This window comes from Curtobacterium sp. 458 (assembly GCF_030406605.1).
In the GTDB taxonomy this organism is placed as follows: domain Bacteria; phylum Actinomycetota; class Actinomycetes; order Actinomycetales; family Microbacteriaceae; genus Curtobacterium.
The window spans coordinates 1,491,763-1,513,404 of sequence record NZ_CP129104.1 but is presented as its reverse complement, the minus strand read 5'-3'; the positions used below and the strand labels follow the sequence as shown (position 1 = coordinate 1,513,404).

General features: G+C 67.6%; 13 protein-coding genes and 3 rRNA genes. All 16 read right to left on the bottom strand.

Going from position 1 to position 21,642, the window contains the following annotated elements; genetic code table 11:
- A partial coding sequence (locus QPJ90_RS07510; RefSeq protein ID WP_290133800.1) for a hypothetical protein occupies nucleotides 1-274 on the bottom strand: 274 nt, incomplete at its 3' end.
- Between the two features lie 374 nt (nucleotides 275-648).
- Nucleotides 649-765 (bottom strand): 5S ribosomal RNA (rrf, locus tag QPJ90_RS07505).
- A gap of 138 nt (nucleotides 766-903) precedes the next feature.
- A 23S ribosomal RNA gene (locus QPJ90_RS07500) occupies nucleotides 904-4,031 on the bottom strand.
- A gap of 450 nt (nucleotides 4,032-4,481) precedes the next feature.
- Nucleotides 4,482-6,003: ribosomal RNA gene (locus QPJ90_RS07495) — 16S ribosomal RNA — on the bottom strand.
- The 16S, 23S and 5S rRNA genes sit together here, the layout of an rRNA operon.
- A 566-nt stretch (nucleotides 6,004-6,569) precedes the next feature.
- Complete coding sequence (gene tyrS / locus QPJ90_RS07490) at nucleotides 6,570-7,883, bottom strand: tyrosine--tRNA ligase (protein ID WP_290133799.1); 1,314 nt, start codon at nucleotides 7,881-7,883, stop codon at nucleotides 6,570-6,572.
- Between the two features lie 65 nt (nucleotides 7,884-7,948).
- Nucleotides 7,949-8,629: a DNA-3-methyladenine glycosylase gene (locus QPJ90_RS07485; protein ID WP_290133798.1), complete on the bottom strand. Its 681-nt coding sequence runs from the start codon at nucleotides 8,627-8,629 to the stop codon at nucleotides 7,949-7,951.
- A complete protein-coding gene (argH, locus tag QPJ90_RS07480; RefSeq protein ID WP_290133797.1) occupies nucleotides 8,626-10,074 on the bottom strand; it encodes an argininosuccinate lyase in 1,449 nt (482 codons plus the stop codon). The genes QPJ90_RS07485 and argH overlap by 4 nt, the downstream gene beginning before the upstream one ends.
- A gap of 150 nt (nucleotides 10,075-10,224) precedes the next feature.
- A complete protein-coding gene (locus QPJ90_RS07475) occupies nucleotides 10,225-11,421 on the bottom strand; it encodes an argininosuccinate synthase (RefSeq protein WP_058726105.1) in 1,197 nt (398 codons plus the stop codon).
- A gap of 26 nt (nucleotides 11,422-11,447) precedes the next feature.
- The gene (argF, locus tag QPJ90_RS07470) at nucleotides 11,448-12,455 is read right to left on the bottom strand and encodes an ornithine carbamoyltransferase (RefSeq protein WP_290133796.1); all 1,008 of its coding nucleotides are present in this window, start codon (nucleotides 12,453-12,455) and stop codon (nucleotides 11,448-11,450) included.
- Entirely contained in the window at nucleotides 12,452-13,690 is a 1,239-nt protein-coding gene (locus QPJ90_RS07465) for an acetylornithine transaminase (RefSeq protein ID WP_290133795.1), read from the bottom strand. The genes argF and QPJ90_RS07465 overlap by 4 nt, the downstream gene beginning before the upstream one ends.
- Nucleotides 13,690-14,721, bottom strand: a complete 1,032-nt coding sequence (argB, locus tag QPJ90_RS07460) for an acetylglutamate kinase (RefSeq protein ID WP_290133794.1) — start codon at nucleotides 14,719-14,721, stop codon at nucleotides 13,690-13,692. Before argB ends, QPJ90_RS07465 begins: the two co-directional genes overlap by 1 nt.
- Nucleotides 14,721-15,953, bottom strand: coding sequence for a bifunctional glutamate N-acetyltransferase/amino-acid acetyltransferase ArgJ (gene argJ / locus QPJ90_RS07455; protein WP_290133793.1), 1,233 nt, complete (start codon nucleotides 15,951-15,953; stop codon nucleotides 14,721-14,723). The genes argB and argJ overlap by 1 nt, the downstream gene beginning before the upstream one ends.
- Nucleotides 15,950-17,047 (bottom strand): NAGSA dehydrogenase family protein, encoded by a 1,098-nt coding sequence (locus QPJ90_RS07450; RefSeq protein WP_290133792.1) that lies wholly within the window; start codon nucleotides 17,045-17,047, stop codon nucleotides 15,950-15,952. Before QPJ90_RS07450 ends, argJ begins: the two co-directional genes overlap by 4 nt.
- A 73-nt stretch (nucleotides 17,048-17,120) precedes the next feature.
- Nucleotides 17,121-19,613 (bottom strand): phenylalanine--tRNA ligase subunit beta, encoded by a 2,493-nt coding sequence (gene pheT, locus QPJ90_RS07445; RefSeq protein WP_290133791.1) that lies wholly within the window; start codon nucleotides 19,611-19,613, stop codon nucleotides 17,121-17,123.
- Entirely contained in the window at nucleotides 19,613-20,653 is a 1,041-nt protein-coding gene (gene pheS, locus QPJ90_RS07440) for a phenylalanine--tRNA ligase subunit alpha (protein ID WP_290133790.1), read from the bottom strand. The genes pheT and pheS overlap by 1 nt, the downstream gene beginning before the upstream one ends.
- A gap of 71 nt (nucleotides 20,654-20,724) precedes the next feature.
- Nucleotides 20,725-21,621: an RNA methyltransferase gene (locus tag QPJ90_RS07435; RefSeq protein ID WP_290133789.1), complete on the bottom strand. Its 897-nt coding sequence runs from the start codon at nucleotides 21,619-21,621 to the stop codon at nucleotides 20,725-20,727.
- Nucleotides 21,622-21,642 lie beyond the last annotated feature (21 nt).

Genomic DNA, 21,642 nt, shown 5'->3' with positions numbered 1-21,642 from the left:
CGCGCCGGACGATCCGAACGGAACGGACGGTCACCATCACGACGCGGACGATCAGCACCACCGCGGAACGAGCGATCACCATCACGCTGCGGCCGATCAGATCCACCACGGTACGGACGATCACCGTCGCGCTGCGGCCGGCCAGCACCGCGCGGACCGTCGCCACGAGGCGGGCGCCCGCTGTCAGCACGATCACCGCGCCATGCCGGACGGTCCCCACGCTGGGAGCCGTCGCGGAACGGACGACCGCCCTCGCGACGAGGACCATCGTCACGCTGGCTACCCTCCCGACGCTCGAAGTCGCGCGGACCGGACGACCAGCGGCCACCCTGGCCGCCGTCTCGACGAGGCCCACGGTCTCCGTCTCGACGCGGCCGATCCGAACGGCCTTCGCCGTCTCGTCGCTGTTCGTCGTCGTTCGCCACCGTCGCTCCTCGTCTGCGCGCCCGGTCTCCCGAGCTGTCGTCCGCTGTGTCGTTGTCATTGGGTGCCGGCCTCGAGCACGACACACGCCCAGTCCATCACGAACCGTGCTGCGCGTCGAGGCGAGCGACCGCCACAAACAGAAATGGCCACCGACCCTCGCGAGCCCTGGGTTTCCCCTGTGCTCGACGGAGGGCCGATGGCCACGTCTTTCTTTCACGTTGAGTCCGGCGGCGTCCTACTCTCCCACAAGGTCCCCCTTGCAGTACCATCGGCGCTGAGAGGCTTAGCTTCCGGGTTCGGAATGTGACCGGGCGTTTCCCTCTCGCTATGACCACCGGAACACTTTCGACCCAATCACTGGGAAATCTCGAAAGCTGTTCCGCGCATGCGCGGTGTTCAGTTTCGTGTTCCCGATCGTCTGTCGGGAACCACAAAGTGGACGCGAGCCCCACACCCGAAAGTGTGGGAAATAGTTGTGTTGTCAAGTCTTCGGCTTATTAGTACCGGTCAGCTCCACGGGTCGTTAGTCCCCGCTTCCACATCCGGCCTATCAACCCAGTAGTCTGCTGGGAGCCTCTCACACTCAAGGTGCATGGAAATCTCATCTCGAAGACGGCTTCCCGCTTAGATGCTTTCAGCGGTTATCCGGTCCGAACGTAGCTAATCAGCGGTGCCCTTGGCAGAACAACTGACACACCAGAGGTTCGTCCATCCCGGTCCTCTCGTACTAGGGATAGATCTTCTCAAATTTCCAACGCGCGCAGCGGATAGGGACCGAACTGTCTCACGACGTTCTAAACCCAGCTCGCGTACCGCTTTAATGGGCGAACAGCCCAACCCTTGGGACCTACTCCAGCCCCAGGATGCGACGAGCCGACATCGAGGTGCCAAACCATGCCGTCGATATGGACTCTTGGGCAAGATCAGCCTGTTATCCCCGAGGTACCTTTTATCCGTTGAGCGACAGCGCTTCCACAAGCCACTGCCGGATCACTAGTCCCGACTTTCGTCCCTGCTCGACCTGTCAGTCTCACAGTCAAGCTCCCTTGTGCACTTACACTCGCCACCTGATTGCCAACCAGGTTGAGGGAACCTTTGGGCGCCTCCGTTACTCTTTGGGAGGCAACCGCCCCAGTTAAACTACCCACCAGGCACTGTCCATGAACCCGATCAGGGTCCTACGTTAGACATCCAGAGTGACCAGAGTGGTATTTCAACAATGACTCCACGAACACTAGCGTGCCCGCTTCACAGTCTCCCACCTATCCTACACAAGCCACACCGAACACCAATACCAAGCTGTAGTAAAGGTCACGGGGTCTTTCCGTCCTGCTGCGCGTAACGAGCATCTTTACTCGTAGTGCAATTTCGCCGAGTTCGCGGTTGAGACAGCTGGGAAGTCGTTACGCCATTCGTGCAGGTCGGAACTTACCCGACAAGGAATTTCGCTACCTTAGGATGGTTATAGTTACCACCGCCGTTTACTGGGGCTTAAATTCAGAGCTTCGCCCAAAGGCTAACCCTTCCTCTTAACCTTCCAGCACCGGGCAGGCGTCAGTCCGTATACATCGTCTTGCGACTTCGCACGGACCTGTGTTTTTAGTAAACAGTCGCTTCCCACTGGTCTCTGCGGCCTTCACCGCTCACGGAGCAAGTCCGGTCACGGTTCCGGCCCCCCTTCTCCCGAAGTTACGGGGGCATTTTGCCGAGTTCCTTAACCACGATTCTCTCGATCTCCTTGGTATTCTCTACCTGACCACCTGAGTCGGTTTCGGGTACGGGCGGCTGCAACCTCGCGTCGATGCTTTTCTCGGCAGCATAGGATCACTGATTTCCCCAAAACGGGTACGCGTCGGATCTCAGGCATACAGACGACGGATTTGCCTATCGTCAGCCCTACATCCTTACACCAGGTTCACCTTACGGATACCATCGCCTGGCTCAGCTACCTTCCTGCGTCACACCTGTTCATACGCTAGCCGCACCAGCATGGGGTCGAGCGTTAGACCGGCCCGCATCACCCCGAAGGGATCCGCTGGTCCGGGTTAGGACTCTTAGCACCACTGGATTAGCTTGGGCGGTTGTTCGCCGGTACGGGAATATCAACCCGTTGTCCATCGACTACGCCTGTCGGCCTCGCCTTAGGTCCCGACTTACCCAGGGCGGATTAACCTGGCCCTGGAACCCTTGGTCTTTCGGAGGACGGGTTTCTCACCCGTCTTTCGCTACTCATGCCTGCATTCTCACTCGTGTAGCGTCCACGGCTGGATTACTCCGCCGCTTCACTCGCCACACGACGCTCTCCTACCACTCCGCACGACTGAACCACGAAGGCTTATCGAGTGTGCGAAATCTACAACTTCGGCGGTGTGCTTGAGCCCCGTTACATTGTCGGCGCGGAATCACTTGACCAGTGAGCTATTACGCACTCTTTCAAGGGTGGCTGCTTCTAAGCCAACCTCCTGGTTGTCTATGCAACTCCACATCCTTTCCCACTTAGCACACGCTTAGGGGCCTTAGTTGGTAGTCTGGGTTGTTTCCCTCTCGACGATGAAGCTTATCCCCCACCGTCTCACTGCTGCGCTCTCACTCACCGGCATTCGGAGTTTGGCTGACGTCAGTAACCTGTTGAGGCCCATCGGCCATCCAGTAGCTCTACCTCCGGCGAGAAACACGCAACGCTGCACCTAAATGCATTTCGGAGAGAACCAGCTATCACGAAGTTTGATTGGCCTTTCACCCCTATCCACAGCTCATCCCCTCCATTTTCAACTGAAGTGGGTTCGGTCCTCCACGACGTCTTACCGTCGCTTCAACCTGGCCATGGATAGATCACTTCGCTTCGGGTCTAGGACATGCGACTCAATCGCCCTATTCAGACTCGCTTTCGCTACGGCTACCCCACACGGGTTAACCTCGCCACATATCGCTAACTCGCAGGCTCATTCTTCAAAAGGCACGCCGTCACCCCTACAAGGAGGCTCCGACGGTTTGTAAGCAAACGGTTTCAGGTACTATTTCACTCCCCTCCCGGGGTACTTTTCACCTTTCCCTCACGGTACTTGTCCGCTATCGGTCATCTGGGAGTATTTAGGCTTATCAGGTGGTCCTGACAGATTCACACGGGATTTCTCGGGCCCCGTGCTACTTGGGATACACATCCGGCCATAACACCATTTCGTCTACGGGGCTGGCACCCACTACGGCCCGGCTTTCAAACCGGTTCGACTATGATGCGCTGTAACCGTCCCAGTCCGGCAGAACTGAGCGACGTGTCCCACAACCCCGACCATGCAACGCCCGCCGGCTATCACACATGATCGGTTTAGCCTCATCCGCTTTCGCTCGCCACTACTCACGGAATCACATGTTGTTTTCTCTTCCTGTGGGTACTGAGATGTTTCACTTCCCCACGTTCCCTCTACCCGCCCTATATATTCAGGCGGGAGTCACCAGGTCGACAAGTCGCCTGGCGGGGTTTCCCCATTCGGAAATCCTCGGCTCACAGCTCGATTATCAGCTCCCCGAGGCTTATCGCAGATTTCTACGTCCTTCTTCGGCTCCAGATGCCAAGGCATCCACCGTTTGCTCTTAGAAACTTGACCACAAAGATTAAAATTGCGATCGACTCGAACAACAACCAACACAAGCCGGTCATCGTCACGAGCGATCTAAGATGCTCGCGTCCACTGTGTAGTTCTCAACATACGATCGGCACCACACTCCCCCAACACTCTCGCGTCAGCTTCATGTGGCCCATCGAAGAACCAGCAACACCCACGACCCGAAGGCCCCGACTGTCACGGCTCAACCCCCGACCAAGCGGCCGGGAAGCCTGGTCCCTCAGGACCCAACAACGTGCACCAGCCACCCCGCCTGCCCACCAACCCGTTCCTGACCAGCCCCGAAGGACCAGCCGTACTGAGATCGGCAGACGCGCCGACGACTGCACTGTCAATGTTCCACCCATGAGCTACCGGCAACCACACTCGGGTTGCATCGGCGCCTGGATCCCTGCGAGCCACGAGGACTGCACGAGACCAGATGCTCCTTAGAAAGGAGGTGATCCAGCCGCACCTTCCGGTACGGCTACCTTGTTACGACTTAGTCCTAATCACCGATCCCACCTTCGACGGCTCCTTCCACAAGGGTTAGGCCACCGGCTTCGGGTGTTACCGACTTTCATGACTTGACGGGCGGTGTGTACAAGGCCCGGGAACGTATTCACCGCAGCGTTGCTGATCTGCGATTACTAGCGACTCCGACTTCATGAGGTCGAGTTGCAGACCTCAATCCGAACTGAGACCGGCTTTTTGGGATTCGCTCCACCTTACGGTATCGCAGCCCTTTGTACCGGCCATTGTAGCATGCGTGAAGCCCAAGACATAAGGGGCATGATGATTTGACGTCATCCCCACCTTCCTCCGAGTTGACCCCGGCAGTCTCCTATGAGTCCCCGCCATAACGCGCTGGCAACATAGAACGAGGGTTGCGCTCGTTGCGGGACTTAACCCAACATCTCACGACACGAGCTGACGACAACCATGCACCACCTGTACACCGACCACAAGGGGGCGACCATCTCTGGCCGTTTCCGGTGTATGTCAAGCCTTGGTAAGGTTCTTCGCGTTGCATCGAATTAATCCGCATGCTCCGCCGCTTGTGCGGGCCCCCGTCAATTCCTTTGAGTTTTAGCCTTGCGGCCGTACTCCCCAGGCGGGGCGCTTAATGCGTTAGCTACGACACAGAAACCGTGGAAAGGTCCCTACATCTAGCGCCCAACGTTTACGGCGTGGACTACCAGGGTATCTAATCCTGTTCGCTCCCCACGCTTTCGCTCCTCAGCGTCAGTTACGGCCCAGAGATCTGCCTTCGCCATCGGTGTTCCTCCTGATATCTGCGCATTCCACCGCTACACCAGGAATTCCAATCTCCCCTACCGCACTCTAGTCTGCCCGTACCCACTGCAAGCCCGAGGTTGAGCCTCGGGATTTCACAGCAGACGCGACAAACCGCCTACGAGCTCTTTACGCCCAATAATTCCGGACAACGCTTGCACCCTACGTATTACCGCGGCTGCTGGCACGTAGTTAGCCGGTGCTTTTTCTGCAGGTACCGTCACTTTCGCTTCTTCCCTACTAAAAGAGGTTTACAACCCGAAGGCCGTCATCCCTCACGCGGCGTTGCTGCATCAGGCTTTCGCCCATTGTGCAATATTCCCCACTGCTGCCTCCCGTAGGAGTCTGGGCCGTGTCTCAGTCCCAGTGTGGCCGGTCACCCTCTCAGGCCGGCTACCCGTCGTCGCCTTGGTGAGCCATTACCTCACCAACAAGCTGATAGGCCGCGAGTCCATCCCCAACCAAAAAATCTTTCCACCACCAGGCCATGCGACCAGTAGTCATATCCAGTATTAGACGTCGTTTCCAACGCTTATCCCAGAGTCAGGGGCAGGTTACTCACGTGTTACTCACCCGTTCGCCACTAATCCACCCAGCAAGCTGGGCTTCATCGTTCGACTTGCATGTGTTAAGCACGCCGCCAGCGTTCGTCCTGAGCCAGGATCAAACTCTCCGTAAAAAATTACCAACCACACCCGAAAGCATGGCCGAGTTGATACTGACAAAAAGAACTGTCAACTGACAATTCTGTCTATCCAAAAGGAATTGTCTCCGAACCGAGCAAGCTCGGCCACGGGGTCAATAAATTGGCATTGACAATGTGCACGCTGTTGAGTTCTCAAGGACCAGACGCACTCCCCACTCGACCCCACGAAGAGGTTTCGCCAGAGAGGCTTTCGATCTTGGTTTGACCACCGGTGTGTCGTCGAACCAGAAGGCCCAGTGGCTCATCCCTGACGGGAGAGAACCGGTGGAGTAGTCATCCTAGGCGTCGAAGCGATCCAGCGCAAGGCCAGTTCTGAACTTCAGTGGAGGATGGTCCCGCTTGAGGCCGGCAGGCTCTGGGCTCTCGCTCCAGCCGCTCCGCCGCACCTTTGGGGTGACGAGTAAGAACTCTACGTGCGGACCGGGGGGAGCGCCAACCGGCCGCACTTCCCGGGCGTGTCGCGTTCTGCAACACCGGCCCCGCAACGCAGCGACGCCCGGCTCCCACAGGGGGAACCGGGCGTCGGCGTGCGCGGGCGATCAGCTGATCGACACACCCGCGAGGGTCTTCTTGCCGCGACGGAGCACGAGCACTCCCCCGCGCAGCGCGAGGTCCGCCACCGGTGCGGTCGGGTCCTCGGCCCGGGCGTTGTTCACGTACACCCCGCCCTGGTCGATCGCTCGCCGGGCCTCGCCGAGGGACTTCACGAGACCGGTCTCGACGAGGGCGCGCGCAACGTCGGCATCGCCGGGCAACGTCGTCGACCCCGGCAGCTCGGCGATCGCGGACCGGAGGGTCTGCTCGTCGAGGGTCGTCAGGTCGCCGTTGCCGAACAGGGCAGCGGCGGCGTCGATCGCGGCCTGGGTCGCCTCGACCCCGTGCACGACCGCGGTCACCTCGAACGCGAGGGTGCGCTGCGCCTCACGGCGGAACGGTTCGTCCGCGACGGCCTGCGCGAGCCGTTCGACCTCGGCCCGCGACAGGAACGTGAACTGCCGGAGGCGCTCGACCACGTCGGCGTCCGAGGTGTTGAGCCAGAACTGGTAGAAGGCGTACGGCGACGTCATCTCCGGGTCGAGCCAGATGGCGTTGCCCTCGCTCTTGCCGAACTTCGTGCCGTCGGAGTTCACGATCAGGGGCGTCCCGAGCGCGTGCACGGCAGCGCCCTCGGTACGCCGGATCAGCTCCGTCCCCGAGGTCAGGTTGCCCCACTGGTCGGAGCCGCCGGTCTGCAGGGTGCACCCGTACTGCCGGAAGAGCTCCCGGTAGTCGAGGCCCTGGAGGATCTGGTAGCTGAACTCGGTGTAGCTGATCCCCGCGTCCGAGTTGAGCCGCGCGGCGACGGCGTCCTTCTTGAGCATCGAGTTGACGCGGAAGTACTTGCCGATGTCCCGTAGGAAGTCGATCGCGGACAGCGGCGCGGTCCAGTCGAGGTTGTTCACCAGGCGGACGCCGTTCTCGCCCTCCGGGCTGAGGAACCGTGACACCTGGGCACGGAGACGGTCGACCCAGTCGGCGACGGTCTCCGGGGTGTTCAGCGTGCGCTCGGCGGTCGGGCGCGGATCGCCGATCAGGCCGGTCGAACCGCCCACGAGCGCGAGCGGCTTGTGCCCCGCCAGCTGGATCCGGCGCAGGGTCAGCAGCTGCAGCAGGTTGCCGCAGTGCAGTGAGGGCGCGGTCGGGTCGAAGCCGCAGTAGTAGGTGATCGGCTCGCCGTCGAGGGCCTCCTTGAGTGCGGTCTCGTCGGTCGAGACGTGCACCAGACCACGCCAGCGCAGTTCGTCCCACACCGAGGCGAAGGTGGGGTCGTTCTGCTGGCGCGTCAGGACATCGAGCGCGGTATCACTGGACACCCGGCCATCGTAGCGGCGGTCACGGACGCGCACGGCAACCGGCCGGGAGGCACGGGTCGCCCCCGCTAGTCGACGGCACCCTTGTGCCGTCGGTACGTCGAGACCGTTGGGTCGCCCGTCAGCCAGAAGCGCCAGGGGAAGCGCACGCCGCCGGCGACGCCGCCGACGCCCGTGCGCGGCCCTCGCGAGATGCGCCGCACGCCTGCGGCGTCCGTCTCCGCCAGGAGTTCCTCGACGACCGCGGCCGGCGGGGCGGAGGCGAGCCGTGCCTCCAGGCCGGGTGCCAGGGTGAGGACGAACGGACCGGACCCGTCCAGGAGCGACGTGCCGTCGTCGGTGCCGAGGACGGCCCCGAGCGCGACGCCGAGGTTCCCGGGTCCGCGCGCCAGAGCCACGTCGGCGGGGCGGAGCCCGCGGCGCTCGCGGGCGGTGGCCAGGCCGTCGATGACCTCGCCGCCACGGAGCAACGAGCCGGCCGACGTGCCCTCGGCGCCGCTGACGACGTTGACGCACGTGTGGATGCCGTACGAGCGGTAGGCGTAGAGCGTGCCCGGCGGGCCGAAGAGGTGGCGGTTGCGCTGGGTCATGCCGCGGTGTCCGTGGGAGCCCGGATCGGTCGGGCCGTGGTATGCCTCCACCTCGCTGATGCGGATCGCGACGCCGCGGCCGGCGATGGTCGCGCTGAGCAGGGCCGGGGCGGAGATCGGAGCGGGCTCGGCGAGCAGTGCCCGCAGCGCGTCGGTCATCGGGTGAAGGGGGCGCCCTCCGCCAGCTCGCGGACGCGCTGGGTCAGGGACGTGAGCTGCTCCGCCACGCGGTCCGGTGCGGTGCCGCCGGCGCCCGTGCGGGAGGCAACGCTGCCCTCGATCGTGAGGACCGAGCGGACCTCGGGCGTGAGGTGCTCCGACACGGACCGGTACTCGTCGTCGGTCGGGTCGTCGAGCTCGATGCCGCGCTCCTCGCAGTGGCGGACGAGGGCGCCGGAGACCTCGTGGGCGTCGCGGAAGGGCACGCCCTGCCGGACGAGCCACTCGGCGACGTCGGTCGCGAGCGAGAAGCCCTGTGGCGCGAGCTCGGCCATCCGCTCGGTGTCGAAGGTCAGCGTCGCGATCATGCCGGTGAACGCCGGGAGCAGGACCTCGAGCTGCTCGACGGAGTCGAACACGGGCTCCTTGTCCTCCTGCAGGTCACGGTTGTACGCGAGCGGCAGGCCCTTGAACGTCGCGAGCAGGCCGGTGAGGTTGCCGAGGAGCCGCCCGGACTTGCCGCGCGCGAGCTCGGCGATGTCCGGGTTCTTCTTCTGCGGCATGATGCTCGACCCCGTCGAGAACGCGTCGTGCAACCGGACGAAGCCGAACTCCTTCGTGTTCCAGAGGATGACCTCCTCCGCCAGGCGCGAGACGTCGATGCCGATCTGGGCGAGGACGAACGCGAACTCCGCCACGACGTCACGGCCGGCGGTCGCGTCGATCGAGTTCTCGGCCGGCCGGGCGAACCCCAGTTCGTGCGCGATCGCCGTCGGGTCGAGTCCGAGCGAGCTGCCGGCGAGGGCACCGGCGCCGTACGGGCTCACGCCCGCGCGGGCCGACCAGTCGCGGAGCCGCTCGAGGTCACGCACGAGCGGCCAGGCGTGCGCGAGCAGGTGGTGCGCGAGGAGCACGGGCTGCGCGTGCTGGAGGTGCGTGCGGCCCGGCATGATCGCACCGGGGTGCTCGTTCGCCTGCTGGCTGAGGGCGTCCACGAGATCGATCACGAGGTGGCCGATGCGCCGGCCGTGGTCGAGCATGTGCATGCGTCCGAGCGTGGCGATCTGGTCGTTGCGGCTCCGGCCGGCGCGGAGCTTCCCGCCGAGTTCCGGACCGAGGTCGGCGATGAGCAGCCGTTCGAGCGCGCCGTGGACGTCCTCGTCGGAGTCGTCCGGCTGCAGCTCACCCGTCGCGTGCGCGTCGGCCAGGCGGTCGAGGCCGGCGAGCATGCGCTCCAGCTCGTCCTCGGTCAGGTAGCCCGCGGCCTGCAGTGCCCGCGCGTGGGCACGGGACCCGGCGATGTCGTAGGGCGCGAGCTGCCAGTCGAAGTGCGTCGACTTCGAGAGGGCGGCCAGCTCGGCGCTCGGGCCGTCCGCGAAGCGGCCGCCCCAGAGGGCGCCGGTGTTGGTGGCGTCGGTCTTGGCGTGCGGGGCTGCGTCGGTCATGTCGTCCTGCGTCGTGTGGGTTCGTTCTGGGTGGTGCGTCCGTGGGAGGCGACCGGCGGGTCGGACGCAGGTCGTGCCTCCGGGCCGGTGGTGGGACGGGGTCGGCCGGCGGTGGGGCGGGACCAGCTGGTCCCGCCCCACCGGGATCGCCTAGTTGGCGGCGTCGCGCCGGGCCGAGATCTTCGACGGCAGCGACCACAGCTCGATGAAGCCCTTCGAGAGGGACTGGTCGAACGTGTCGCCCGTGTCGTAGGTCGCGAGGTCGAAGTCGTAGAGGCTCTGCTCCGACTTCCGGCCCGTGACCGTCGCCCGACCACCGTGCAGCTGCAGGCGGATGTCGCCCGACACGTGCTGCTGGGTGTGGTCGATGAACGCGTCCAGGCTGCGCTTCAGGCCGCCGAACCACAGGCCGTCGTAGACCAGGTCGGCCCACTCCGACTCGATGCCGCGCTTGTAGCGGTTCACGTCGCGCTCGAGGGTCAGGCTCTCGAGCTCCTCGTGCGCGGCGATGAGGGCCATCGCCGCGGGGGCCTCGTAGACCTCGCGCGACTTGATGCCGACGAGGCGGTCCTCGACGACGTCGATGCGGCCGACGCCGTGCTTGCCGGCGAGGGCGTTGAGCTCCTGCACGATGCGGAGGACGCTGAAGCGCTGGCCGTCGATCGCGACCGGCACACCCTGCTCGAACGTGATCGTGACCTCGTCGGCGTCACGCGGGACCGAGGGGTCCTGCGTGTACGAGTAGAGGTCCTCGATGGGGGCGTTCCACGGGTCCTCGAGGAAGCCGGTCTCGACCGCGCGGCCCCAGACGTTCTGGTCGACCGAGTACGGCGACTTCTTCGACTGCTCGATGGGGAGGTTGTGCTCGTTCGCGTAGACGATCGCCTTGTCGCGGGTGAGCGCGAGGTCGCGGACGGGCGCGACGCTCGTCAGGTCGGGCGCGATCGCGGCGACGGCGGCCTCGAAGCGGACCTGGTCGTTGCCCTTGCCGGTGCAGCCGTGCGCGACGCTGTCGGCACCGAGCTGCTTCGCGGTGAGGGCGAGGTGCTTCGCGATGAGCGGGCGGCTCAGCGCGGACACGAGCGGGTAGCGCTTCTGGTAGAGCGCGTTCGCCTTGAGGGCGGGCACGAGGTAGTCGTCGGCGAACTCGTCCTTCGCGTCGACGACGACCGACTCCACCGCGCCGCAGTCGAGCGCGCGCTGACGGATGGCGTCCATGTCCTCGCCGCCCTGGCCGACGTCGACCGCCAGCGCGACGACGTCCTTGCCGGTGGCGTCCTTGAGCCAGCCGATGCCGACGGAGGTGTCGAGGCCTCCGGAGTACGCCAGTACGACGCGGTCTGCCATGTGGTTTCTCCTTGGGGGTGGGGGTGTCAGTTGGTGGGAGCCGCGGCCGGTTCGACCGTGTTCGCGGCCGCGGCCGGTTCGACCGTGTTCGCGGCCGCGGCCGGTTCGGCCGCGTTCGCGGCCAGGAGCCAGGCGAGGAGCGCCTTCTGGGCGTGGAGACGGTTCTCCGCCTCGTCCCAGATGATGCTGCGCGGGCCGTCGATGACCTCCGCCGTGACCTCGAAGCCACGGTCGGCGGGCAGGCAGTGCATGAACACGGCGTCGTCGGCCGCGTGCGCCATCAGCTCGTCGTCCACGCGGTAGCCGGCGAAGGTGTCGAGGCGCGCCTGCTTCTCGTCCTCCTTGCCCATCGAGACCCAGGTGTCGGTGACGACGACGTCTGCACCGGCGACGGCAGCGACCGGGTCGGAGACGACGAGGACGGAGCCGCCCGTGATCGCGGCGCGCTGCTCGGCGTCCGACACGACCGACGCTGCGGGCGCGAAGGACTCCGGCGCGGCCACGCGGACGTGCATGCCCGCGGTCGCCCCGGCCAGCAGGTACGACTGCGCCATGTTGCTCGCGCCGTCACCGACGAACGCCACGGTCTGGCCCGCGAGCGTGCCGCGGTGCTCGCGGATGGTGAGGAGGTCGGCGAGGAGCTGGCAGGGGTGGAAGTCGTCGGACAGGGCGTTCACCACGGGGACACGGGTGCCGTCGGCCATCTCCTCGAGACCCGACTGGGCGTACGTGCGCCAGACGATCGCGGACACCATGCGCTCGAGGACGCGTGCCGTGTCCGACGGGGTCTCCTTGCCGCCGAGCTGGCTGTTCGCCGTCGTGATGACGAGCGGGCTGCCGCCGAGGTCGGAGATGCCCACGTGGAACGACACACGCGTGCGGGTGGAGGACTTGTCGAAGATGACCGCCACGGACTGCGGCCCGGCGAGGGGCTTCGCGGCCCAGCGGTCGGCCTTCATCTGCGCCGCGAGGTCGAGGATCGCGGACTGCTCGGCCTGGCTCAGGTCGTCGTCGCGGAGGAAGTGGCGGGTCATGCGGGGGTCTCCTGGTCGGCGGTGCCCTGCTCGGCCGCGACGGCGGCCAGGCTCTCTCCGAGGATCGACACGAACTCGTCGATCTCGGCGTCGGACACGACGAGCGGCGGCGCGATGCGCAGACTCGACTCGTTCGGGGCGTTGATGATGAGGCCACGGTCGAGCGCGGCCTGGTTGACGGCGGGGCCGACCGGACCGGTCAGCCCGACGCCGATGAGCAGGCCCGTGCCCCGGACCTCCTGCACGAGCGGCGAACCGATCGACGCGATGCCCGCACGGATCCGCTCGCCCTTCGTCACCGCACCGGCGACGAGGTCCGCACGCTCGATCTCCTCGAGCACGGCGTTCGCGACACGGGTGCCGAGCGGGTTGCCGCCGAACGTCGAACCGTGCTGGCCGGCCGAGAAGAGGTCGGACGCCCAGCCGAACGTGACGAGGGCGCCGATCGGGAAGCCGCCGGCGATGCCCTTCGCGATGGTGATCGCGTCGGGGGTGAAGCCGTGCCCCTGGTAGGTGAACCAGTTGCCCGTGCGACCGACACCGGTCTGGATCTCGTCGAGGATGAGCAGCGCGCCGTGCGCCTCGGTCAGGCGGCGTGCCGCGAGCAGGAAGCCCTCGGGCAGGTCCACCACACCGGCCTCGCCCTTGATCGGCTCGAGGATGAGCGCAGCGACGTGGTCGTCGAACGCGGACTCGAGCGCCTCGACGTTGGAGTCGACGTGCTCGACACCCGGGACCATCGGCAGGAAGTCCTGCTGCAGCGCGGGCTTGCCGGTGAGTGCGAGCGCGCCCATGGTCCGGCCGTGGAAGCCCTGCTTCAGTGCGAGGATCCGGGTCTTGCTCCCGTCCGCGCCCTTGTTCAGGCGCGCGAGCTTGAACGCGGCCTCGTTCGCTTCGGCGCCCGAGTTGCCGAAGTACACGCGACCGGCGTCCCCGGCACCCGTGATGCGCTTCAGGCGCTCGGCGAGCTCGAGCTGCGGCGGCGTCGCGAAGTAGTTCGAGACGTGCACGAGCTTCGCGGCCTGGTCGGCGACGGCCTCCACGAGTGCGGGGTGCGCGTGCCCGAGCGAGTTCACCGCGATGCCGGCGAGGAAGTCGAGGTACTCGTTGCCGTCGACGTCCCACACCCGACAGCCCTCGCCACGCTCGAGCATGATCTTCGGCGGGGTCAGGGATCGCATGAGCGACGCCCCGAACCGGTCGTTCCAGGTCTCGGTCTGCGTCTCGGTGCTCACTACTGCTGTCCCTTCTCGGTCGCGCTGGCCACGTGCTGGCCGGTGCTGCTGTCGATCGACGGTGACGCGACGCGTCGGCCGATCTCGGCGTGGGTCATCTGGTTCTCGGTGCGACGGCTCGGGTCCGGGATCACCTCGGTGCCCGCGCCGCGGAGCGTGAAGACCTCGAGCAGGATCGAGTGCGGGATGCGGCCGTCGATGATCGTCGCCCCGCCGACCCCGCCGACCACGGCGTCGAGGCACGCGGTCATCTTCGGGATCATCCCCGACTCGAGCGACGGCAGGAGCTCGCGGAGTTCCTCGACCGCGATGAGGTCGACGACGGAGTCGCGGTCCGGCCAGTTCCGGTACAACCCGGGGACGTCCGTGAGCATCATCAGCTTCGCGGCCTTGAGTGCGATGGCGAGCGCACCAGCGGCGGCGTCCGCGTTCACGTTGAGCGCCTGGTCCGGGTGGGCGTCGTCGATCGCGATGCTCGAGACGACCGGGATCCGGCCGGCCTCGATCGCGGCGAGGACGCCGGACGGGTCGACGTGCGTGATGTCGCCCACGTGGCCGAGGTCGAAGTGCTCGCCGTCGACGACGACGCCCTTCTTCTCGCCCGTGAACAGGGAACCGCCGTCGCCGAACACGCCGACCGCGAGGCCGTCGCCGTGCTCGTTCATGAGCTCGACGATCTCGCGGTTGACCTCGCCGGCCAGGACGTCACGGACGACGGTGATCGCCTCGGTGGTGGTGACGCGGTACCCGCCGCGGAACTCGGACTCGATGCCCTGCTCCTTGAGCGCAGCCGAGATCTGCGGCCCGCCGCCGTGCACGACGACCGGGTGCAACCCCGCGTAGCGCAGGTACACCATGTCCTCGGCGAAGGCCCGCTTGAGGTCCTCGTTGATCATCGCGTTGCCGCCGAACTTGACGACGACGACCTTGCCCGAGAACCGCTTCAGCCAGGGCAGGGACTCGATGAGCGTCGCGGCCTTGACGGCGGCGAGCTCGTGCTCTTCTTCCTTGGTGAGGTCGTGGTCGCTCATCAGCTGGAGTACGCGCTGTTCTCGTGGACGTAGTCGTGCGTCAGGTCGTTCGTCAGGATCGTCGCCGCGTGCGGCCCCACCCCGAGGTCGATGAGCACGTGGGTCTCCCGGCCGATCAGGTCGACGGAGTCGCTCGGCTCGTCCGGCGCGCCCGCGTGGCACACCCGGACACCGTTCATGCTCACGTCGACCGCGTACGGGTCGAAGTCGGCGTCGGTCGTGCCGATGGCCGCGAGCACCCGGCCCCAGTTGGGGTCGTTGCCGAACACGGCAGCCTTGAAGAGGTTGTTCCGCGCGACGCTGCGGCCGACGGTGACGGCGTCGTCCTCGCTCGCGGCGCCGACGACCTCGATCGCGATGTCGTGGCTCGCGCCCTCGGCGTCCTGCTGCAGCTGCTTCGCGAGGTCGGCGCAGACCGCGGTCAGCGCCTCTTGGAAGTCGCCGACCTCCGGGGTGGTCCCGCTCGCCCCGGAGGACATCAGGACCACGGTGTCGTTCGTCGACATGCAGCCGTCCGAGTCGACGCGGTCGAAGGTCACGCGGGTGGCCGCGCGGAGCGCCTGGTCGAGTTCGTCAGCGGGCAGCAGGGCGTCCGTGGTGATGACGACGAGCATCGTCGCGAGGCCGGGCGCGAGCATCCCGGCGCCCTTCGCCATGCCGCCGACGGTCCAGCCGTCCTCGGTCACGACCGACTGCTTCGGCTTCGTGTCGGTCGTCATGATGGCCGTGGCCGCGTCGTGTCCGCCCGTCGGGGACAGCGCCGCGGACGCGAGGTCGACGCCCTTCAGGACGTTGTCACGGAAGGTCTGGTCGCCGACCCCGATGAGGCCGGTCGAGCAGACGACGACGTCCCCTGCGCCGAGGCCCAGGGAACCGGCGACCGCCTCGGCGGTGAGGTGGGTCGTCTGGAAGCCGAACGGACCCGTGAAGCAGTTCGCGCCTCCCGAGTTGAGGACGACCGCCCGGGCGACACCGTCGCCGACCACCTGGCGCGACCAGATGACGGGGTGCGCCTGGGCGCGGTTGCTCGTGAAGACGGCGGCGACCGCCGCCTCGGGGCCGTCGTTGACGACGAGCGCCACGTCCGGCTTGCCGCTCGCCTTGAGACCGGCGGTCACGCCGGCGGCGCGGAAGCCCGCGGCCGCGGTGACGCCCTGTCCGGACGACCCTGCCTGGAGGCCCGGCTCGGTTCCGACAGGCTGACCTGCGTCGTGCTGGTTCGCGTCGGTCACGGTGCGACTCCGTCCACGCTGAGGCCGAGGGTCTCGGGGAAGCCCAGGGCGATGTTGGTGGACTGGACCGCTGCCCCGGCGGTGCCCTTCGCGAGGTTGTCGAGCGCGCTCACCGCGACGACGCGACCGGCTGCTTCGTCGACGGCGATGCCGACGAGGCACGTGTTCGCCCCGATCGTGTCGGCGACCCGCGGGAACTCGCCCTCGGGCAGGAGGTGCACGAACGGCTCGTCGGCGTACGCCTGCTCCCACGCGAGCCGTACGTCACGGGCACTGACCCCGGGCGCGAGCTTCGCCGTCGTCGTCGCGAGGATCCCGCGGGACATCGGGACGAGCACCGGGGTGAACGAGATCGTCACGTCCGAGGCGCCGGCGACCTGCAGGTTCTGCTGGATCTCCGGGATGTGCCGGTGCTTCCCCCCGACCTGGTAGGCGCTCGCGGAGCCCATGATCTCGGAGCCGAGGTACGTCGTCGCGAGCTTCTTGCCGGCACCGCTCGGCCCGACGGCGAGCACCGCGACGATGTCGTCCGACTCGACGAGCCCGGCCTGGATGCCCGGCTGGATCCCGAGCGTCACTGCGGTGACGTTGCACCCCGGGACCGCGATCCGCTTCGTGCCGGCCAGTTCCGTGCGCTGCCGGCCCTGGGAGGCGATGTCGTCCTCGTCGCGCCACTCCTCCGCGGAGCCGGGCGCGGGTGCCGCGTGCAGGAGTTCCGGGAGCCCGTACGTCCACGCACCGAACCAGTCGCCGCCGTAGAAGGCCTCCCACGCCGCCGGGTCCGTCAGCCGGTGGTCAGCGCCGCAGTCGACGACGAGGGTGTCGTCGTCGAGCTCGGCGGTGATCGCCCCGGACTGCCCGTGTGGCAGGGCGAGGAACACCACGTCGTGTCCGCGGAGGTTCTCGGCCGTCGTCTCCGCGAGCGTCAGGTGCGCCAGCGAGCGCAGGTGCGGCTGCGTGGCGATGAGCGGCAGTCCGGCGTTCGAGAACGCGGTCACCGTCCTGACGTCGAACTCGGGATGGGCGGAGAGCACGCGCAGGAGCTCACCGCCCGCGTAGCCGGAGGCTCCCGCCACGGCGACGGATACGGACATGGGATTCCACCTTTGGGTCGGACTGGTCGTCGAGAGAGTCGGAGGCGGCGGCCCCGGGCGGTGATCCTGTGGATCAGTCGCGCAGGGTCGCCCCGAATCGCTCGCCGGCACGTCGGACAGCGCCGTCACGGGCCTCGGAGGCCTCGGCAGCGGTCAGCGTGCGGTCCGTGGCGCGGAAGCGCAGCGCGAACGTCAGGGACTTCTGTCCCTCGCTCACGCCGGTGCCCCGGTAGTCGTCCACGAGCCGAGCATACTCCAACAGCTCCCCGGCACCAGAGCGGACGACGTCGAGGACGTCACCGGCCGGAACGTCCGCGTCGACCACGAGGGAGAGGTCCTGCGTCGCCGCCGGGTAGGACTCGATCGGGGCGACCGACACGAGCTCCGGGGCCGTCGCGACCAGGGCGTCGAGGTCGAGCTCGAGCACGGCGACCACGCGGGGCAGCACCGCGGCCTCGCTCAGCTCCGGCAGCAACTCGCCAGCGATGCCCACGACGGAGTCGCCGACGAGGAGCGACGCCGCGCGCCCCGGGTGCAGCGACGGGTGGGTCGACTGCGCCACGGTCAGGTCGACGCCGACGGCCCAGGCGACCTCGCGTGCCGCGTCGAGCGCATCTGCGATCCCGTACGGCTCCGCTGCGGTGCCCGGCTGCTTCGGGACCCGGTTGCCCGTGAGGAGCGCGGAGACGTGGAACGGCTGCGCCGGCAGGGACGCGTCGAGGGCGGCGAGGGTCTCGCGGTCCGGCAGCGCGGCGCCCGCGGGGACGTCGACGGTGCCGAGCTCGTGCCCGTCCGTCGGGAGGAAGACCCGGGAGGTCTCGTACACCGCGACGTCGACGAGTCCGCGAGACACGTTGCGCCGTGCGACGTCGACGAGCGCCGGCAGACCGCTGCGACGGAGTCGGTTCTGCTCGCTGTCGAGGGCGTTGGCGAGCACGACGCTCGGGCCGCCGTCGCCGTCGATGCCCGGGTAGGCGTCCTGCGTGGCGGCCGAGACGAACGGTGCGGTGACGACCTCGACCAGGCCGGCGGCGGCCAGGGCGTTCGCGACCCGGCGACGAGCCTGCTGGTGGCCGGTGAGTCCGCGGCCGGGCGGGGCGACGGGCAGGACGCTCGGGATGCGGCCGTAGCCGACGATCCGGGCGATCTCCTCGACCAGGGTGGTGTCGTCGCCGAGGTCCGGGCGCCAGGTGGGCGGCGTGACCGCGAGCAGATCGCCGTCGACCTCGACCGTGGCGCCGATCGCACGCAGGGTGTCGATGACCTCGGCGTCGGTGTACTCCACGCCGATCAGCTCGGCCGGGCGCCCGATCCGCATCGCGATGGTCGGTCGGGGCGTCGTGTCGACGAGGGTCGAGCCGAGCGGGTCCGCGCTGCCCCCGGCGAGCTCGACGAGGAGGTCCACGGCGCGGTTCGCGGCCGCCTCGGACACGAGCGGGTCGACGCCGCGCTCGAAGCGCCGGGACGCCTCGCTCGGGAGCTTGTGGCGACGAGCGGTCCGGGCGATCGACACCTGGTCGAACACGGCAGCCTCGAGGAGGACGTCGGTGGTCGTGTCGGAGATCTCCGTCCGGGTACCGCCCATGACGCCGGCGAGCCCGACCGGACCGTCGCCGTCGGTGATGACGAGGTCCTCCGGGTCGAGCTTCCGCGTGACGTCGTCGAGCGTGACGAGGGTCTCCCCCGCGTGCGCACGCCGGACGCCGAGCCCGCCGACGACCTTCGCGAGGTCGTACCCGTGCAGCGGCTGGCCGAGCTCGAACATCACGTAGTTCGTGACGTCGACCGGCAGAGAGATCGAGCGGACGCCGGCGAGTGCCAGGCGCGACACCATCCACGCCGGTGTCTTCACGGTCGGGTCGATGCCGCGGACGACCCGGGTCACGAAGGTCGTCGCGCCCTGACGGCCACGGATCGGCGCCTGGTCGTCGATGGCCACCGGGAAGCCCTCGGCGGAGCGGGGCGTCACGCGGTCGACCGGGTCGTGGAACGAGGCCCCGGTGGCGTGCGCGTACTCGCGGGCGACTCCGCGCATGCTCATGGCGTAGCCGCGGTCCGGGGTGACGTTGATCTCGACCGCGGCGTCGTCGAGGCCGAGCAGGGCGATGGCGTCCGCTCCGACCTCGGGCTCCATCCCGAGGTCGGCGAAGCGCAGGATGCCGTCGTGCTCGTCGCCGAGGCCGAGCTCACGCGCCGAGGCGATCATGCCGTCGGACACGTGGCCGTACGTCTTGCGGGCGGCGATCGGGAACGGGCCGGGCAGCACGGCGCCGGGCAGCGTCACGACGACGAGGTCACCGGCGACGAAGTTGTGCGCGCCGCAGACGATGCCGCGGGGCTCCGGCTCGCCGACGTCCACCTGGCACCAGTTGATCGTCTTGCCGTTCTTCTGCGGCTCCGGCTCGAGCGACAGCACCCGGCCGACCACGATCGGGCCGGTCAGGTCGTAGGTGTGGACGTCCTCTTCCTCGAAGCCCACCGACACGAGCGCCGCGTGGACGTGCTCGAGGGTGGCGTCTTCGGGGAGGTCGACCGACTCACCGAGCCAACGGAGTGGGACGCGCATCAGACCACCGTTCCGAACTGCTGCGAGAAGCGGATGTCGCCCTCGAGGAAGTCACGCATGTCGTTCAGGCCGTTGCGGAACTGCAGCGTCCGCTCGATGCCCATGCCGAACGCGAAGCCCTGGTACTCGTCCGGGTCGATGCCGGCGGCGCGCAGGACGTTCGGGTTGACCATGCCGCAGCCGCCCCACTCGACCCACCGGGCGCCACCCTTGGCGTTCGGCTGCCAGACGTCCATCTCGGCGCTCGGCTCGGTGAACGGGAAGTAGTTCGGGCGGAGACGGATCTGCGCCTCGGCGCCGAACATCTGCCGGGCGAAGTGCTCGAGCGTGCCGCGCAGGTGCGCCATCGTCAGGCCCTTGTCGATCGCGATGCCCTCGACCTGGGTGAAGACCGGCAGGTGCGTGGCGTCGAGCTCGTCGGCCCGGTACACGCGCCCGGGCGCGATGACGTACAGCGGCAGGTCTCGGGAGAGCAGGGAGCGGACCTGCACGGGCGACGTGTGCGTCCGCATGAGCAGGTGCCGTTCGACGGGCTCGACGAAGACGGTGTCGGCCATCGCTCGGGCCGGGTGGTCCTGGTCGAAGTTCAGCGCGTCGAAGTTGAACCACTCGTGCTCGAGCTCGGGGCCCTCCGCGACCTCCCACCCCATGCCGACGAAGATGTCCGCGACGGCGTCGTTCAGGAGCGACAGCGGATGACGCGACCCCGGTGTGCGACGCGACGGCAGGGCCGTGACGTCGACCCGCTCGGACTCGAGCCGTGCGCGCTCCTCGGCCTCGGCCAGGATGGACTCCTGCTCGGCGACGGCCTGGTTGACGCGGCCGCGGGCCTGGCCGACGAGCTTGCCCGCCGCGGCCTTCTGCTCCGGCGGCACACTGCGCATCGACGCGTTCATCCGCGCCAACGGCGACTGCTCACCGGTGTGCTCGGCCCTGGCCTGCTTCAGCTCGGCGACGGTCGTCGTGGCCCGGACGGCCGCGAGGGCGGCGTCCACGGCGGCGCTGACGGCCGGTTCGCTGATCTCGAGGTGTTCTGACACGAGGCCCAAGCCTACCGGCCGATGGGATACCGCCGTCCTGTACCTGTCGGACGGTGGAGGGAGACGACGCGTCAGCCGGCTGTGGAGGAAGCAGCCGCGGCCCGCTGCGCGAACGCGCTCTCGTACAGGCACACCGAGGCCGCCGTGGCGAGGTTCATCGACTCCGCCTGCCCGTAGATCGGCACCTTGACGGCACGGTCGACGAGCGCGAGGTCCTCGTCGGTCAGCCCGCGGGCCTCGTTGCCGAAGACCCACGCTGTCGGTCCGTCGAGCATCCCGTCGGCACGGACCTCCGGGAGGTCGTCGCCCGAGACGTCCGCCGCGAGCACCGTGTAGCCGAGGGCCTTCGCCCGCCCGACCGCGTCGGCGAGCGTCACACCGACCGAGACCGGCACGTGGAACAGCGAGCCCGTGGTCGAGCGGACGACCTTCGGGTTGTACGGGTCCACCGAGCGCCCGGTGAGGACGACCGCGTCGGCGCCGGCGGAGTCGGCGGCGCGGATGATCGTGCCGGCGTTGCCGGGGTCCCGCACCTGCTCGAGGATCGCGACCAGTCCGGGGAGGGAGCCCTCCGTCGCGGAGGCGCCACGGGCCTCCAGGCCGTCCGTCGGGTCGACGGGGGCCACGTCGACGGAGGCCGGATCCGGGAAGACCGACCGCACCGACGTCGGGAACTGCTGGCAGACGGCGACGACGCCCTGCGGCGTGACCGTGTCGGCCATGGTGTCGAGCACCTGCTCGGTCACGAACCAGGTGTCGACCGGCGCGTCGTCGAGCGCGTAGCGCGCGGCCGCGGTCGGCGTCACGTAGAGCTCGCGGAGGAGCTCCGGGCGGTACTCGAGCGCCTCCCGGACGGCCTGCGGCCCCTCGAGCAGGAACAGGCCCGTGTCGGCGCGGACGTCCTTCTTGGCGAGGGCGGCCACGGCGCGGACACGGCCGGCCTTCGGGTTCTCGAAGAGATCACTCACGGGCACCAGTCTAGGAACGCA